Below are 16,435 nucleotides of genomic sequence, written 5' to 3' on the forward strand. Positions count from 1 at the left end.
CTCTCGTCACATTCCTCGTCGCGGAGCCGGGCGCCGGGCGCCGTCTCCCAGGCCGGCGGCCACCTCGCGCAGATACGGGTTGGTGGCGCGCTCACGGCCGATGCTGGTCTGGGGGCCATGGCCGGACAGCACCACGGTCGAGTCGTCGAGCGGCAGGACCACACGGGCCAGCGAGTCGAGGATCTCGGCGTGATCGCCGCCGGGCAGATCGGTGCGTCCGATGGAGCCGGCGAAGAGCAGATCGCCCGCGAAGAAGACGGACGGGATGTCCGCCTGCTCGGGCATCTGGAAGGTCACCGACCCCTTGGTATGGCCCGGGGTGTGCGCGACGGTGAGCTCCAGACCGGCCAGGCCCAGCTCGGCGCCGTCGGCCAGCTCCTTGAGGTCGTCCGGCTCGCCCACGGTGAGTTCACCCATCAGCGGCATGCCGATGGAGCGCCCGAACGCCTTCTCGGGGTCGCTCATCATGTAGCGGTCGGCCGGGTGGATCCACGCCGGTACGTCATGCGCGCCGCAGACCGGGACGACCGAGGCGACATGGTCGATGTGGCCGTGGGTGAGAACGACGGCGACGGGCTTGAGCCGGTGCTTGGCGACCGCCTCCGCAACGCCTTGGGCCGCCTGGTGGCCCGGGTCGATGATCACGCACTCCTCACCGGCGGCGGGGGCGACCAGATAGCAATTGGTCCCCCAGGCCCCGGCGGGGAACCCGGCAATGAGCACGATCGTCCTTAGAAGTCGTCCGGTGAAAGATTGTCGGCGGCTTCAGAGCCTACCGGCGGCGCCCCGGCCACAGCGAACCCGTATACGGTACGGCCGAGCCCTCGTACACAACAGCAGCACACCGACGGCACACGCCATGAGGAGACGACCCGGTGGTCAGTAACGAGCAGCGGCGGCGGCAACTCGCCCGGGAGAAATACCTTCGGCAGCAGCAGCGGCGCGAAACCGCCCGGCACAAGTCGCGCCAGCGCAATGTGGTGATCGCCGCCGTGCTGGCCGTGGTGCTGGCCGGTGGCGGTGCAGTCGCGGCCACAGGCGCGCTGTCCGGGAACGACAAGGACAAGAAGAAGGACGACGCCGCCGCCTCCGCCACCCCCTCGACCGCCCCCACCAGCAAGGCGCCCGACCCCTGCGCCAAGGAGGCGAAGGCGGTCGCGGGCAAGAAGCCCAAGAAGCTGTCGTGGAAGAAGGAGCCGGCGGTCACGATCGACAAGTCGGCCTCCTACACGATGAAGCTGGAGACGACCTGCGGGGACATCTCCGTGACCATGGACGCGGGCAAGGCGCCGCACACGGTCAACTCCTTCAGCTTCCTGGCGGGCAAGGGCTACTTCGACCACACCAAGTGCCACCGGCTGGTGAACCAGGGGATCTACGTGCTCCAGTGCGGTGACCCGCAGGGCACCGGCGCGGGCGGCCCCGGCTACACCCTCCCGGACGAGAACCTGAAGGACGCCTCGCTCAAGGGCGGCAAGTACCCGGCGGGGACCGTCGCCATGGCCAACCAGTACAACCCGCAGACCAAGCAGGGCCGGAACACCGGCGGCAGCCAGTTCTTCCTGGTCTACAAGAAGAGTGACCTCCCGCCGGACTACACGCCCTTCGGCACCGTGGACAAGGCCGGGATGAAGGTCCTGCAGAAGATCGCCAACGCGGGGGCGGCTCCGCCGGACCAGACGATGAACACCGCCCCGAACGCCAGCGTGGTGATCAACAAGGCGACCGTCGGCAAGTCCTGAGGTCGCCGGGCTCGCGTACTGCGAAATTTCGGTCGCGCAGGATACGGACAGCCGGGGCACCGGTCGCCTATGTTGGCGTTGTGCAGGGTGCCTGGCCCGATGGCCGCCACCCTGATATGAGACCGGCCAGGGCGTATCCCGGCCGGAAGAAACTGTGGACGATGCCCGCGGGCCGCGCGCCCGCCCCGGCATCATGTGGAGGAGGCGCTGTGAGCAGCGAGCCTTGGGGCCGCGTCGACGAGGCGGGGACCGTGTACGTGCGTACGGCCGACGGGGAGCAGGTCGTCGGATCGTGGCAGGCGGGATCGCCGGAAGAGGCCCTCGCCTACTTCGAGCGCAAGTACGACGGTCTGGTCGTCGAGATCGGCCTCCTCGAGCGCAGGGTCAAGACCACCGATCTGTCGGCCAAGGACGCGACGGCGGCCATCGGGCACATCCGCCAGCAGGTCGACGAGCATCATGTGGTCGGCGATCTGGAAGCGCTGAGGAAGCGGCTCGACAAGCTCGCCGGAGAGGTCGAGGTCCGCCGCGAGCAGCGCAAGGCGGCCAAGGCGGTCCAGGCCGACGAGGCCCGCAGGGCCAAGGAGGACCTGGTCGCCGAGGCCGAGCAGCTGGCCGCCAGCGAGCAGTGGCGGGCGGCCGGGGAGCGGCTGCGCGCCCTGGTCGACACCTGGAAGGGCCTGCCCCGGCTGGACCGCAAGACCGACGACGAGCTGTGGCACCGCTTCTCGCACGCCCGCTCGGCGTTCTCCAAGCGGCGCAAGGCGCACTTCGCGGCCCTGGACGCACAGCGCGAGGAGGCCCGGCAGACCAAGGAGAAGCTGGTCGCCGAGGCCGAGGCGCTCTCCGGCTCCACCGACTGGGGTCCGACCGCGGCCCGGTACCGGGAGCTGATGTCGGACTGGAAGGCCGCGGGCCGTGCCCAGCGCGAGTCCGAGGAGGATCTGTGGAACCGCTTCCGCGGTGCGCAGGACGTCTTCTTCCAGGCCCGTAGCGAGGTCTTCGCGGAGCGTGACGCCGAGCAGCGGGAGAATCTCACCCGTAAGGAGGAGCTCGTCGTCGAGGCCGAGAAGCTGCTGCCGGTCTCGGACCTCAAGGCGTCCCGCGCGGCCTTCCGGTCGATCAACGAGCGGTGGGAGGCCATCGGCCATGTGCCGAGGGACGCCCGCGCCCGTATCGAGGGCCGGATGCACGCGGTGGAGCGCGCCATCCAGGACGCCGAGGAAACGGAGTGGCGGCGGACCAACCCCGAGGCGCGGGCGCGTGCCGCGGGACTCACCGGCCAGCTCCAGGACGCCGTCGACAAGCTGCGGTCCCAGATCGACGCGGCCCGCGCGGCGGGGAACAACGCGAAGGCCGACAAGCTCTCCAAGGAGCTCGAGGGCCGGCAGGCGCTGCTGGACCAGGCGCTGAAGGGCCTCCAGGAGTTCGGCGGCTGAGCGCGCGCTGATCCGCGTACGGCGGCGGCCCCCGGTGCGAAGGCGCCGGGGGCCGCCGCCGTCGTGTGCTCAGCGGACCCTCCCAGCGGATCCCCTCAGCGGATCCCCTCAGCGGATCCGCGGCGCGTTCTCAGCGGGCGCGGGCCGAGGTGACCCGGTAGACGTCGTAGACGCCCTCCACGCCGCGTACGGCCTTCAGGACGTGGCCCAGGTGCTTGGGGTCGCCCATCTCGAAGGTGAAGCGCGAGGTGGCCACCCGGTCGCGGGAGGTCTGCACGGCCGCGGAGAGAATGTTGACGTGCTGGTCGGACAGCACGCGGGTGACGTCCGACAGCAGCCGGGACCGGTCCAGCGCCTCGACCTGGATGGCCACCAGGAAGACCGACGACTGGGTGGGCGCCCATTCCACGTCGAGGATGCGCTCGGGCTGCTGGGAGAGCGAGTCCACGTTGACGCAGTCGGCACGGTGCACCGAGACGCCGCTGCCGCGGGTGACGAAGCCGATGATGGGGTCGCCGGGCACCGGCGTACAGCAGCGGGCCAGCTTGACCCACACATCCTCGACGCCCTTGACCACCACGCCCGGATCGGCGCTGGAGCGGCGCTTGGTGCGGCGGATGGGCGGGGCGGTCTCGGCGATGTCCTCGTTGGCGGCCTCCTCGCCGCCGAGCGCCTGGACGAGCTTCTGCACCACGTTCTGCGCGGAGACATGGCCCTCGCCGATCGCCGCGTAGAGCGCGGAGATGTCGGGGTAGCGCATCTCATGGGCGAGGGTGACCAGCGAGTCGCCGGTCAGGATCCGCTGGATGGGCAGGTTCTGCTTGCGCATCGCCCGGACGATCGCGTCCTTGCCCTGTTCGATGGCCTCGTCGCGGCGCTCCTTGGAGAACCAGGCGCGGATCTTGTTACGGGCCCGCGGCGACTTGACGAAGCCCAGCCAGTCGCGGGACGGACCGGCGCCCGCCGCCTTGGAGGTGAAGACCTCCACCAGGTCGCCGTTGTCCAGGGTGGACTCCAGCGGCACCAGCCGCCCGTTGACCCGGGCGCCGATCGTACGGTGGCCGACCTCGGTGTGCACGGCGTAGGCGAAGTCGACCGGGGTGGCTCCGGCCGGTAGCGCTATGACGTCGCCCTTGGGCGTGAAGACGAAGACCTCGTTGCGGGACAGGTCGAAGCGCAGGGACTCCAGGAACTCGCCCGGGTCCTCGGTCTCCTTCTGCCAGTCGAGGAGCTGCCGCAGCCACGCCATGTCGTTGATGGCGTCGTCCTTGCCCGCCTTACGGGGCACATCGGTGCGCACCTTGGAGGCGCCGGCCACCGCCTCCTGCTTGTACTTCCAGTGCGCGGCGATGCCGTACTCGGCGCGGCGGTGCATGTCGAAGGTGCGGATCTGCAGCTCGACCGGCTTGCCGCTGGGCCCGATGACCGTCGTGTGCAGCGACTGGTACATGTTGAACTTGGGCATCGCGATGTAGTCCTTGAACCGCCCCGGCACCGGGTTCCACCGCGCGTGGATGGTCCCGAGCGCCGCGTAGCAGTCGCGGACGGTGTCGACGAGGACCCGGATGCCCACCAGGTCGTAGATCTCGGCGAAGTCGCGGCCGCGCACGATCATCTTCTGGTAGACGGAGTAGTAGTGCTTCGGCCGGCCGGTGACGGTCGCCTTGATCCGCGCCGCCCGCAGATCGCCCTGGACCTGGTCGGTGACGACGGCCAGGTACTCGTCGCGCTTGGGGGCCCGCTCGGCGACCAGCCGCACGATCTCGTCGTACATCTTGGGGTAGAGGATCGCGAAGGCGAGGTCCTCCAGCTCCCATTTGATGGTGTTCATGCCCAGGCGATGGGCGAGCGGGGCGTAGATCTCAAGGGTCTCGCGGGCCTTCTTCTCCTGCTTCTCCCGCTTGAGGTAGCGCATGGTGCGCATGTTGTGCAGCCGGTCGGCCAGCTTGATCACCAGCACCCGGGGGTCCCGGGCCATGGCGACGACCATCTTGCGCACGGTCTCGGCCTGGGCCGCCTCGCCGAACTTGACCTTGTCCAGCTTGGTGACGCCGTCGACGAGCAGGGCGACCTGGTCGCCGAAGTCGCGGCGCAGGGTGTCCAGGCCGTACTCGGTGTCCTCGACGGTGTCATGCAGCAGCCCGGCCATCAAAGTGGCCGGATCCATACCCAGCTCGGCCAGGATCGTGGTCACCGCGAGGGGGTGGGTGATGTACGGATCGCCGCTCTTGCGCTTCTGGCCGCGGTGCCAGCGCTCGGCCACCTGGTACGCGCGCTCGATCTGGCGCAGCGTCGCGGCCTCCGCCTTGGGGTCGTTACCGCGCACGATGCGCAGCAGCGGCTCAAGCACCGGGTTGTACGGGCTGGAGCGCTGGACGCCGAGGCGCGCCAGACGGGCCCGGACGCGGTTGGACGAGCCCGAACGGGGCGCGGGGCTCTGTATGGGGCGCGCGGGGGGCGTGGTGGCGGGCAGGCTGTTGCCACGGCCCGCGGCGGGCTTCGGGCTGGTCTGCTCGGGGCCGCGCCGGACCGCGCCGTCACCGCTGTTCCTGGGCACGCCTGGGTCCGCCGTCGGCTCGGCGGCGGTGGGCGCGTCCGGCTGTGCGGAGGGGGTTCCGCCCGGACGGACTTTGGGCGAGAGCGGCTGGGCCTCGTCTGGCAAGAGCACTCCTAGCGGTCCGGACCCGAAAGGGTCGGGCTGCCATGGTATCGATCCCGCCACTCCGCTTGCCTCTCGACCGCCAAGCCGGGCATGACGGGGCGCGGGGCGGCATGGCGGAGGGCGGGGACCCGGCGGTGCGCGTCCCCGCCCTCCAGCGGTCCTCCCGGCCCGGTGTACGGGCTCCAAGCCCGGCTCAGACCGTGATCAGGGCCTCCAGCGGGGCGCTGTCGAGCGAGCCCAGCAGCCGGTCACGGCCGTCGAGGAAGCCGAGCTCCAGCAGCACGGCGACCCCGGCGATCCGGGCGCCGGCCCGCCGGATGAGCCTCAGGGACGCCTCGGCGGTGCCGCCGGTGGCCAGCACGTCGTCGATCACCAGCACCCGGTCACCGGGCTCCAGCGCGTCGGCGTGTATCTCGATCTCGGCCGTGCCGTACTCCAGCTCGTACGCCTGGGCGAGCGTGGCCCCGGGGAGCTTGCCGGCCTTGCGGACCGGTACGAAGCCGATTCCGGCGCGGACCGCGGCCGGGGCGGCGAGGATGAAACCGCGCGCCTCCAGGCCCACCACCTTGTCCGCCCGGTGCCGGAGGCACAGCTCGGCGAGCGCCTCGGTGAGCGCGCCGAAGGCCGCGGCGTCGGCGAGCAGCGGGGTGATGTCCTTGAACATCACGCCCGGCTTGGGGTAGTCCGGCACGTCCTGGATGCGGCTGAGCAGCAGCGCGCGCAGCTCCTCGGCGGAGGCTCCGCCGAATCCGTCCGGGCTGCCCGCCGTGGTCTTCGCCGTCTCGGTCATCTCCCAGGCTCCCCCGCTCATCGCCGCTTGCCCGACGGCCGGCCGCGCCCCCGGTTGCGGGAAGGCTGGCGGCGCTGGCCGACGACTCCGGCGGGGGCCGCGGCGGCGTCCTCCAGGGCGGGCGCGTCGTCCTCCTCGGCGGCCGGGTCGGCCGCCTCGGCCTTGGCGGCCGCGGCACGCTTGGCCTTCACCCGCTTGGCCAGGGACTTCATCCTCGGTTCGCGCTCCTTCAGATCGGCGACCAGCGGGGTCGCGATGAAGATCGAGGAGTACGCACCGGCGGCGAGGCCGACGAAGAGCGCCAGGGAGATGTCGTTGAGCATGCCCGCGCCGAGCAGACCGCCGCCGATGAACAGCAGCGCGCCGACCGGCAGCAGCGCCACGATCGTGGTGTTGATGGACCGCACCAGGGTCGAGTTGAGGCTGCGGTTGGCGATCTCGCTGTAAGTGAAGCGGGTCTGTTTGGTGATGTCCTTCGACGCTTCCTTGAGACCGTCGAAGACCACGACGGTGTCGTAGAGCGAATAACCGAGGATCGTCAGCAGACCGATCACGGTGCCCGGGGTGACCTCGAAGCCGACCAGTGCGTAGACACCGACCGTGATGGTGAGGTCGTGGATCAGGGCGATCAGGGCGGCCAGCGCCATCCGCCACTCGAAGGCGATGGCGAGATAGATCACCACCAGCACCATGAAGATCGCCAGACCCTGCCAGGCCTTGCTGGCGATCTGCTCACCCCAGCTCGGGCCGACCAGCTGGGTGTCGATCTTGCTGGTCTTGACGCCCAGCTCCTTCGCGAGCTCCTCCTGGACCGGCAGCGCCTCCTTGGTGCCCAGCTCGCTGATCTGGATCCGCATCCCGCCGCGGCCGAGCTCCTGGACGACGACGGTGTGGCCGCCGGAGGCGTCCTCGGCCGCCTGGCGCACATCGGTGCTGGAGACCTTGGTGTTGGGGGTCGTGAAGACCGCGCCGCCGGAGAACTCGATGCCCATGTTCAGGCCGCGCACCGCCAGGCCCACGATGGCCGTGATGGTGATCAGTATCGAGATGCCGTACCAGATCTTCCGCTTGCCGACGAAGTCGTAACCGACCTCGCCTCGGTAGAGCCTGGCGCCGAGAGTGCCGAGTCGCGACATCTCACGCCTCCTTCGTGTCGGCGGGGCCGGGGGCGGCGGAACGGCGGCGGCGCAGCGGCGGCGTGGCCCCGAGGCGCTTGGGGTCAAGGCCGGACCACGAGTGGCCGCTCCCGAAGAACGGACGGCGGGCGAGGATCGTCATCAGCGGCTTGGTGAAGAGGAACACCACGGCGATGTCGAGCAGCGTGGTCAGGCCCAGGGTGAAGGCGAAGCCCTGCACCTTGCCCACGGTGACGATGTAGAGCACCGCGGCGGCCAGGAACGACACGAAGTCGGACACCAGGATGGTGCGCCGGGCCCGCGGCCAGCCGCGCTCGACGGCGGGGCGCAGCGAGCGGCCCTCCCGGATCTCGTCGCGGATCCGTTCGAAGTAGACGATGAACGAGTCGGCGGTGATACCGATGGCCACGATCGCGCCGCAGACCGCCGGGAGGTTCAGCGCGAAGCCGATACCGGGGCCGAGCAGCACCATGATCGTGTACGTCAGGATCGCGGAGACGCCGAGGCTGGCCATGGCCACGAGGGCGAGACCGCGGTAGTAGACGACCAGGTAGATCACGACGAGCGCGAGGCCGATGGCGCCGGCGATCAGACCGGCGTTCAGCTGCTCACCGCCGAGCGCGGCCGAGACGGTGGTCTCGTCGGCGATGTCGAAGGACAGCGGGAGCGCGCCGAAGGACAGCACGTTGGCCAGGTCCTCGGAGCTCTGCTGGGTGAAGCCGCCGGAGATGGTGGCCCGGCCGCCGGTGATGGCGCCCTGGGTGACCTCGGGGTCGGAGACGACCTCGCCGTCCAGGACGATCGCGAAGCGGTTCTGCGGGGACTGCTGCTTGGTCAGCTCGCCGGTGGTCTTGGCGAACTTCTTGGAGCCCTTGCTGTTGAAGTCGAGCTGGACGATCCAGCCCGCCCCGTTCTGGCTCTCGAAGACCGACGAGGCGTCGTCCACGTCGGTGCCCTCGACCTCGGAGGGGCCGAGGACGAACTTGGCGTCGCCCTTCTGGCTGCAGGCCAGCACCGAGTCGGTCGGCTTGGCGTTGGCCGCCTTCTCGGCCGCCGCGGCGCGTCCGGCCGGCTTGGTGCAGTCCAGCTTCGCGAACTGCTTGGCCAGCTCTTCCTGACTGTTGGAGCCCGACGGGCTCTTGGACGGGTCGGGCTTCGGGGTCTTCGACGGCGAGGGGCTCCCGCTGGGCTTCTCGTCGGCCTTCAGGCCCTCGGAGAGGGCCCGCCCCTGGGTGCTGGGGCTGGCGGAGGAGGACGAGGAGGCCGATGACGAGGCCGATGGCGTACCGGACGGCTTGCCGCCCTTGTCGTCGCCCTTGTCCTGGCCCTTGCCGCTGGCGCTGGCCGACGGGCTGGGGGTGGAGTTGGGCTTCTCGGGGGTCTTCTGGCCGCTGGTGGTCGTGACCACCGGCCGGAAGTAGAGCTGGGCGGTGGTGCCGACCTGCTGCCGGGCCTGCTTCGCGTTCGTCCCCTTGGGGATGTTCACGATGATGTGCTTCTCACCCTGCGTCTGGACCTCGGCCTCGGACACACCCAGACCGTTGACCCGCCGCTCGATGATCCCCACGGCGGTGTTCATGTTGTCCGTGTTGATCGCGTTGGGCTTGCCCGGTTGGTTCTTGGCCTCCAGCGTGAAGCTGGTGCCGCCCGCGAGATCGATGCCCAGTCGCGGCGTGGTGTGACCGGAGACGAACATGCCTCCGGTCAGCGCCGCGATGGCGATCAGGATGACGGCCAAGGGGCGCCCTGGCCTGCCCTGTGACCCGGAGGACCTGCGGCCCTTCTTCGGTGCTGCCACCTTCTCGTATCTCCCTGTCCAACCGCCCCGCATCGGGTGTGCGCGGGGCGGCCACGAAGTCTTGTGGGGACAAGCCCCCGCCGGAGCCTAGACCGTCCAGGGAACCGCGGCGCACCGATCGAGGGCGCGCCGCGGTTCCCGGATGACGGACTTACTTCGCGTCGGTGCCGCCGTCCCGCTTGTCGTCCTCGGAGGTGCCCGCCGCGGCGGCGGCGTCGTCCTTGCCGAGGTCGATCTTCTTGACGTCCGTCTTCCCGGCCTCGTCGTCCGCCTCGTCGGCCGCGTCGGCCTTCTCGACCGCGTCGTCGTCCGCCTCGTCGGCCGCGTCGGCCTTCTCGGCGGACGAGTCGGCGTCGGCGGCCTCGGTCAGCGAGGAGGCGTCGTCGGGAACGACAGGGGTGTCGGCGGCGTCCTCGTCGGGGTCGATGCCGTGCACCACACGGTTGTACTCGTCGTCCGGCAGGACGGCTCCCACCGCGTTCTTCGCGTAGATCGCGTGCACGCCGGGGGCCACCTCGAGGAGGACCGTGTCGTCGTGGACCTCCTTGACCGTCGCGTACATGCCGCCGATGGTCCGCACGCCGGAACCCGGCTGCATCTCATTGCGCATCGACTGGGCCTGGCGCTGCTTGTTCTTGGCCGAACGCGTCATCAGGAACATGGCCCCGATAAGCACGATGAACGGCAGGAGAGTCACGATATTCACGGGACGGAAATTCCTTCACACGACCGCGGGGAGCGGCCTGGTCTACGGGGGTGGGTATACCGCACAGTGAGCGGACGGCATACGGACGGCATCGGCGGAGTCTAAGCGAGCCCACGCCACTGGAACAACGCCCGGCGCGGTACCGGGGTTCCTGACCCCGCCATTATTGGTCCTCTAGGCCATGATGCAGGGTAAGCGAGCGCTTATGCCTTGCCGCGGCCCGTCCGGCCCGTCATGGCACGTCACGCACCATCCTGCCGCGCCCCCGGCCCATCATGTCTCGAAGAGGCCCGCCTGACCACCGGCGGCGGTCTGCGGCGGTGGGGTGAGCCCCATATGCGCCCAGGCCGCCGGGGTACCGATCCGCCCCCGGGGGGTACGGGCCAGCAGCCCCTCCCGGACCAGGAAGGGCTCGGCGACCTCCTCCACCGTCTCACGCTCCTCCCCCACCGCGACCGCCAGGGTCGACAGGCCCACCGGCCCGCCGCCGAACAGCTTGAGCAGGGCGCTGAGCACCGCCCGGTCCAGCCGGTCCAGGCCGCGCTCGTCCACGTCGTAGACGGCCAGGGCGCTGGCGGCGATCTCGCGGGTGATCACGCCGTCCGCCTTGACCTGGGCGTAGTCGCGCACCCGGCGCAGCAGCCGGTTGGAGATCCGGGGGGTGCCGCGGGAGCGGCCCGCGATCTCGGACGCCCCCTCGGGGTCGATGGTCACGTCGAGCAGCCCGGCGGAACGGTGGACGACCCGCTCCAGCTCGGCCGGGGCGTAGAACTCCATATGGCCGGTGAAGCCGAAACGGTCGCGCAGCGGGGGCGGCAGCAGCCCGGCCCGGGTGGTGGCGCCGACCAGGGTGAACGGCGGCAGCTCCAGCGGGATGGCGGTGGCCCCGGGCCCCTTGCCGACGATGACGTCGACGCGGAAGTCCTCCATCGCCATGTAGAGCATCTCCTCGGCGGGCCGGGACATCCGGTGGATCTCGTCGAGGAAGAGCACCTCGCCCTCGGTGAGGGAGGAGAGGATCGCGGCCAGGTCGCCGGCGTGCTGGATGGCGGGGCCGGAGGTGATCCGGATCGGCGCGCCCATCTCGGCCGCGATGATCATGGAGAGGGTGGTCTTGCCCAGCCCGGGCGCGCCGGAGAGCAGCACATGGTCGGCGGTGCCGCCGCGCTGCCGGGCCGCCTTGAGCACCAGGTCCAGCTGCTCGCGGACCCGCTCCTGGCCGACGAACTCGCCGAGGTCCTTGGGGCGCAGCGCGGCCTCCACCGCCTGGTCGTCGCCGTCCGCGTCGGCGCCCACCAGCCTGCCGCCCGCGCCGGACGGGGCGTCGTCGGCGGTGGCCGGAGGGGTCTCGTCCCAGTTCACTGCGTTTCGCCTCGCGATGTCGTCTTCGGGGGTGCCGCCGGTCGCGGCCAGCCGCGGCCGCGGTGGCTCACCGTGTGCGGTTCAGGGTCTGCAGGGCGGCCCGCAGCAGCTGAGCCACCTGGGGCGTACCGCCCGCGGCCATCGTCTCCTCGGCCTTCGGGGTGACGGCGGCCACCGCCTCGTCGGCCTCCCGGGTGGCGTAACCGAGGCCGACCAGCGCGGTGTGCAGCTGGTCGCTCCAGCCGGGGGCGGCCGCCGAGCGGGCGCCGGGCACGGCGGAGCCGAGCGGCTCGCCGAGCCGGTCCTTGAGCTCCAGCAGCAGCCGCTGCGCCCCCTTCTTGCCGATACCGGGGACGGCGGTGAGCGCCTTCTCGTCCCCGGTGGACACCGCGAGCCGCAGCGCGTCCGGGGAGTGCACGGCCAGCATGGCCTGGGCCAGCCGGGGGCCGACCCCGCTGGCGGTCTGGAGCAGCTCGAAGGCCTGGCGCTCGTCGTCGTCGGCGAAGCCGTAGAGGGTCAGCGAGTCCTCACGGACGACGAGGGAGGTGGCCAGCCGGGCCTGCTGGCCGACGCGCAGCCCGGCCAGGGTGGCCGGGGTGCACTGGACCGCCATCCCGACCCCGCCGACCTCGATCACGGCGGTGTCCGGGGCGACGGCCGCCACCGGACCGGAGACGAACGCGATCATGAGGTACGGCCTTTCGTGGTACGCGCGCTGCTCGGGGTACGGGCGGGGCTCGTCGGGCGGGCGGAGCTCGGGGTACGGGCGGGGTCGGTGGTGCCGGCGGGGTCAGTGATGCGAGCGGGGCTCGTGGTGCTGCCGGGGCTCGTGGTGCGGTGGGCGGCGACGGCCTGCTGGAGGCGGTTGGCCGCGGGGGCCCGCCAGATATGGCAGATGGCGAGCGCCAGCGCGTCGGCGGCGTCGGCCGGCTTGGGCGGTGCGTCCAGCCGTAGCAGCCGGGTCACCATCGAGCCGACCTGCGCCTTGTCGGCGCGCCCGGACCCGGTGACGGCCGCCTTGACCTCGCTGGGGGTGTGCAGCGCGACCGGCAGCCCGCGGCGGGCCGCGCACAGCATGGCGACGGCGCTGGCCTGGGCGGTGCCCATGACGGTGCGGACGTTGTGCTGGCTGAACACCCGCTCCACGGCGACGAATTCCGGCCGGTGGGCGTCCAGCCACTCCTCGATGCCGCGCTCGATGAGGACAAGCCGGTCGGCGGTCGCGGTATCCGCTCCGGTCCGTATGACGCCGACGCCGAGCATCCGCAGCGGGCGGCCCGCGACCCCCTCGACCACGCCGACGCCGCACCGCGTCAGCCCCGGGTCCACGCCCAGCACACGCACCGCGCCCCTCCCCTCACCGCGCTTCGGCCACCTGTTCCTGCGCAGGCTAGCGGCTGCCGCCGACAACGCCCGCCGACAACGCCGACGGGCCGGTGGGGTGCTGCCCCGCCGGCCCGTCCCTGTCGTCGACCGCCGTGCCGATCCGCCGTCAGGCGTCCACCTTGGCCATGACCTCGTCGGAGACATCGAAGTTGGCGAAGACGTTCTGCACGTCGTCGCTGTCCTCGAGAGCGTCGATCAGCTTGAAGATCTTGCGCGCGGCGTCTTCCTCGAGCTGGACCTGCATCGTGGGCACGAAGTTGGCATCGGCCGAGTCGTAGTCGATGCCCGCCTCCTGGAGGGCGGTACGGACCGCGACCAGGTCGGTGGCCTCGCTGATGACCTCGAAGGACTCACCGAGGTCGTTGACCTCCTCGGCGCCCGCGTCCAGGACCGCGCCCAGCACGTCGTCCTCGGTGAGCTCGCCCTTGGGGACGATGACGACGCCCTTACGGTTGAACAGGTACGACACGGAGCCCGGGTCGGCCATCGAGCCGCCGTTGCGCGTCATCGCGACGCGGACGTCGGAGGCCGCGCGGTTGCGGTTGTCGGTCAGACACTCGATGAGGACGGCCACGCCGTTGGGGCCGTAGCCCTCGTACATGATCGTCTCGTACTCGGCGCCACCGGCCTCGAGACCGGCACCGCGCTTGACCGCGCTGTCGATGTTCTTGTTCGGAACCGAACTCTTCTTCGCCTTCTGGATGGCGTCGAAGAGCGTCGGGTTGCCCTCCGGATCGGCACCGCCCATCCGGGCCGCGACCTCGACGTTCTTGATCAGCTTCGCGAAGAGCTTGCCGCGCTTGGCATCGATCACGGCCTTCTTGTGCTTCGTCGTAGCCCATTTAGAGTGGCCGGACATCCGCCTGTCTCCTTCGCGTAACCCATTGCTGTACGAACGCCTGAGATCCTACCGGGATCGGCCCGGCCTGCGGCGAGGACGGCCCTCCCGTCTCCCACCACCCTCAACGGAGCGCTACGCGCGCCGCACCATGTCCACGAAGAGCCGGTGCACCCGGTGGTCCCCGGTCAGCTCGGGGTGGAACGAGGTCGCCAGGACGTTGCCCTGACGGACGGCGACGGTGTGCCCGTCGAACGTCGCGAGCACCTCGGCACCGCCGCCCACGGACTCGACCCACGGCGCGCGGATGAAGACCCCCTCGACCGGGCCGTCCTCGATGCCCTGGATGTCGACCTCGGCCTCGAAGGACTCGTTCTGACGGCCGAAGGCGTTACGGCGCACGATCATGTCGATGCCGCCGATGGTCTCCTGGTCGTCCCGGCCGTCGAGGATCTTGTCCGCGAGCATGATCATGCCCGCGCACGTACCGTACACCGGCATCCCGGCCCGGACCCGCTCGCGCAGCGGCTCCAGCAGCCCGAAGATGACCGCCAGCTTGGACATGGTGGTCGACTCGCCCCCGGGGATCACCAGGGCCGCGACCTCGGCGAGTTCCTCGGGCCTGCGGACCTGCCGGGGCGTGGCCCCGGCCGCGGTGAGCGCGGCGAGATGCTCGCGGACATCGCCCTGGAGGGCGAGCACACCGATCACGGGGGCGTCGGCGGTGGACTTGGCCGGTATGGACGACGTAGTCACGGAAGCGAAGACCTCTCGAACGTCAGGGGCACCACGCGCCGGACCGCTGGGCCGGGGCGCGTGGTGCCATGTGGTGCCGTACGGGCGCCGGTTACCAGCCGCGGCTGGCGTAGCGCTCGGACTCGGGGAGGGTGTCGCAGTTGATGCCGACCATGGCCTCGCCGAGGTTCCGGGACGCCTCCGCGATGACCTTGGGGTCGTCGTAGAAGGTGGTGGCCTTCACGATCGCGGCGGCGCGCTTGGCCGGGTCGCCCGACTTGAAGATGCCGGAGCCCACGAACACGCCCTCGGCGCCGAGCTGGCGCATCAGCGCGGCGTCGGCCGGGGTGGCGACGCCACCGGCGGAGAACAGCACGACCGGCAGCTTGCCGGTCTGCGCGATCTCGGCGACCAGCTCGTACGGGGCGCGGATCTCCTTGGCGGCCGCGTAGAGCTCATGGTTGTCCAGGCCGCGCAGCCGGGCGATCTCGCCCTTGATCTGACGCAGGTGGCGCACGGCCTCGACGACGTTGCCGGTACCGGCCTCGCCCTTGGAACGGATCATGGCCGCACCCTCGGCGATCCGGCGCAGCGCCTCGCCCAGGTTGGTGGCTCCGCAGACGAACGGGGTGGTGAAGGACCACTTGTCGCTGTGGTTGACCTCGTCGGCGGGGGTGAGCACCTCGGACTCGTCGATGTAGTCGACGCCGAGCGACTGCAGCACCTGCGCCTCGACGAAGTGGCCGATCCGCGACTTGGCCATCACCGGGATGGAGACCGCGTTGATGATGCCCTCGATCATGTCCGGGTCGGACATCCGGGCCACGCCGCCATCCTTACGGATGTCGGCCGGCACCCGCTCGAGGGCCATGACCGCGACGGCTCCGGCGTCCTCGGCGACCTTGGCCTGCTCGGGGGTGACGACGTCCATGATCACGCCACCCTTGAGCTGCTCGGCCATACCGCGCTTGACGCGGGCGGTGCCGGTCGCGGGGGCGTCGGAGTTGGACGTGCTGGCGGGCGTGATGGACACGGTTTGACCTCACTCGATAATGAAAAGTGCGATGAGCCCATCGTAGGGCCGTTCGATACCGGTTCATGACCCGGCCATCTGGTCCAGGTCATGAGCGTGTGTGCTACACGAATGACAAAACCGCGTCGGGGCGGGGATCGGCAAGGGCCAATCAAAGGCCGGTGGCTCGAAACGACCGGTGAATCATCGGCGCGCGAAGGGCGGTCACCCCTCGGCACAGGGCTCCTCAGCGCTCGGCTTCCTCGGTGCCCGGCACCCGCCCCAGCGCCGCCGGTGGCTCGTCGTCCATCTCGAAGGCGAGCGGGAACGGAGCGTGGCCCGCCAGCCGGAACCAGCGCACCGTCCGATGGCGGCGCAGCGCCCGCGCCGCGCGCACCGCGTCGTTGTGGAACCGCCGGGCCATCGGCACCCGCCTTACCGCCTCCGTGAGCTCCCCCAGCGCGTCCTCACCGCCCGGCGCCTCCCGTACCGCCTCGGCCTGGGCACTGTCCTCGAAGACGGCCCGCAGCGCCTGGCTCAGCTCGCTCTCGGCGACCTCGCGGTGCTCCTCCTCGGACTGCCGGGCGGCGTGCGCGGCCTGGTACAGCACGATCGAGGCGGCGGGGTCGAGCACTCCGGCGGTGGCCAGCTCCTGGGCGACGGAGGCACGCCGCAGCAGCTGCGCGTCCAGCGCGGCCCGTGCCGCGTCCAGACGGCTGTGCAGCCGGTCGAGGCGTCCCGCGGTCCAGCTCAGATAGACGGCGATGACGACCAGTGCGACCGCGATCCAGATCAAGGTGCTCACGGCCCGCCACGCTACCGCCTGGCG

At 70.9% G+C, this 16,435-nt stretch carries 15 protein-coding genes; 2 read left to right on the forward strand and 13 right to left on the reverse strand.

Annotated features, from left to right (window positions below; all coding sequences use genetic code 11):
* Positions 1-6: 6 nt before the first annotated feature.
* Positions 7-723 carry an MBL fold metallo-hydrolase gene (locus ACMTAK_RS11555; protein ID WP_413806130.1) on the reverse strand — a complete coding sequence of 239 codons (717 nt, stop codon included), beginning with the start codon at positions 721-723 and terminating at the stop codon, positions 7-9.
* A 152-nt stretch (positions 724-875) separates the two neighbouring features.
* Between ACMTAK_RS11555 and ACMTAK_RS11560 the strand changes: the two genes are divergently transcribed.
* Entirely contained in the window at positions 876-1,742 is an 867-nt protein-coding gene (locus ACMTAK_RS11560; RefSeq protein ID WP_413806131.1) for a peptidylprolyl isomerase, read from the forward strand.
* A gap of 209 nt (positions 1,743-1,951) precedes the next feature.
* Positions 1,952-3,181 carry a DUF349 domain-containing protein gene (locus ACMTAK_RS11565; RefSeq protein WP_413806132.1) on the forward strand — a complete coding sequence of 410 codons (1,230 nt, stop codon included), beginning with the start codon at positions 1,952-1,954 and terminating at the stop codon, positions 3,179-3,181.
* Between the two features lie 130 nt (positions 3,182-3,311).
* Here ACMTAK_RS11565 and ACMTAK_RS11570 read toward each other — a convergent pair whose 3' ends face one another.
* The 12 genes from ACMTAK_RS11570 to ACMTAK_RS11625 all read right to left on the reverse strand — a co-directional run bounded on the left by ACMTAK_RS11570 (position 3,312) and on the right by ACMTAK_RS11625 (position 16,411).
* Entirely contained in the window at positions 3,312-5,843 is a 2,532-nt protein-coding gene (locus ACMTAK_RS11570; protein WP_413806133.1) for a RelA/SpoT family protein, read from the reverse strand.
* A 193-nt stretch (positions 5,844-6,036) separates the two neighbouring features.
* A complete protein-coding gene (locus ACMTAK_RS11575) occupies positions 6,037-6,633 on the reverse strand; it encodes an adenine phosphoribosyltransferase (RefSeq protein WP_413806134.1) in 597 nt (198 codons plus the stop codon).
* Between the two features lie 17 nt (positions 6,634-6,650).
* A complete protein-coding gene (gene secF / locus ACMTAK_RS11580) occupies positions 6,651-7,769 on the reverse strand; it encodes a protein translocase subunit SecF (protein ID WP_413806135.1) in 1,119 nt (372 codons plus the stop codon).
* 1 nt (position 7,770) lies between these two features.
* Positions 7,771-9,567 carry a protein translocase subunit SecD gene (gene secD / locus ACMTAK_RS11585; RefSeq protein WP_413806136.1) on the reverse strand — a complete coding sequence of 599 codons (1,797 nt, stop codon included), beginning with the start codon at positions 9,565-9,567 and terminating at the stop codon, positions 7,771-7,773.
* A gap of 151 nt (positions 9,568-9,718) precedes the next feature.
* Complete coding sequence (yajC, locus tag ACMTAK_RS11590; RefSeq protein ID WP_413806137.1) at positions 9,719-10,273, reverse strand: preprotein translocase subunit YajC; 555 nt, start codon at positions 10,271-10,273, stop codon at positions 9,719-9,721.
* 273 nt (positions 10,274-10,546) lie between these two features.
* A complete protein-coding gene (gene ruvB / locus ACMTAK_RS11595) occupies positions 10,547-11,635 on the reverse strand; it encodes a Holliday junction branch migration DNA helicase RuvB (RefSeq protein ID WP_413806138.1) in 1,089 nt (362 codons plus the stop codon).
* A gap of 67 nt (positions 11,636-11,702) precedes the next feature.
* Positions 11,703-12,323: a Holliday junction branch migration protein RuvA gene (gene ruvA / locus ACMTAK_RS11600; protein WP_413806139.1), complete on the reverse strand. Its 621-nt coding sequence runs from the start codon at positions 12,321-12,323 to the stop codon at positions 11,703-11,705.
* Entirely contained in the window at positions 12,320-12,979 is a 660-nt protein-coding gene (gene ruvC / locus ACMTAK_RS11605; protein ID WP_413806140.1) for a crossover junction endodeoxyribonuclease RuvC, read from the reverse strand. The genes ruvA and ruvC overlap by 4 nt, the downstream gene beginning before the upstream one ends.
* A 148-nt stretch (positions 12,980-13,127) precedes the next feature.
* Positions 13,128-13,880: a YebC/PmpR family DNA-binding transcriptional regulator gene (locus ACMTAK_RS11610; protein WP_020867089.1), complete on the reverse strand. Its 753-nt coding sequence runs from the start codon at positions 13,878-13,880 to the stop codon at positions 13,128-13,130.
* A 114-nt stretch (positions 13,881-13,994) separates the two neighbouring features.
* Positions 13,995-14,615 (reverse strand): pyridoxal 5'-phosphate synthase glutaminase subunit PdxT, encoded by a 621-nt coding sequence (gene pdxT / locus ACMTAK_RS11615; protein ID WP_413806141.1) that lies wholly within the window; start codon positions 14,613-14,615, stop codon positions 13,995-13,997.
* 91 nt (positions 14,616-14,706) lie between these two features.
* Complete coding sequence (pdxS, locus tag ACMTAK_RS11620; RefSeq protein WP_078559159.1) at positions 14,707-15,627, reverse strand: pyridoxal 5'-phosphate synthase lyase subunit PdxS; 921 nt, start codon at positions 15,625-15,627, stop codon at positions 14,707-14,709.
* A 226-nt stretch (positions 15,628-15,853) separates the two neighbouring features.
* Positions 15,854-16,411 (reverse strand): hypothetical protein, encoded by a 558-nt coding sequence (locus ACMTAK_RS11625; RefSeq protein ID WP_262700932.1) that lies wholly within the window; start codon positions 16,409-16,411, stop codon positions 15,854-15,856.
* Positions 16,412-16,435: the final 24 nt, after the last annotated feature.

This window comes from Streptomyces lacaronensis (genome assembly GCF_047337785.1).
Taxonomy (GTDB): domain Bacteria; phylum Actinomycetota; class Actinomycetes; order Streptomycetales; family Streptomycetaceae; genus Streptomyces; species Streptomyces lycopersici.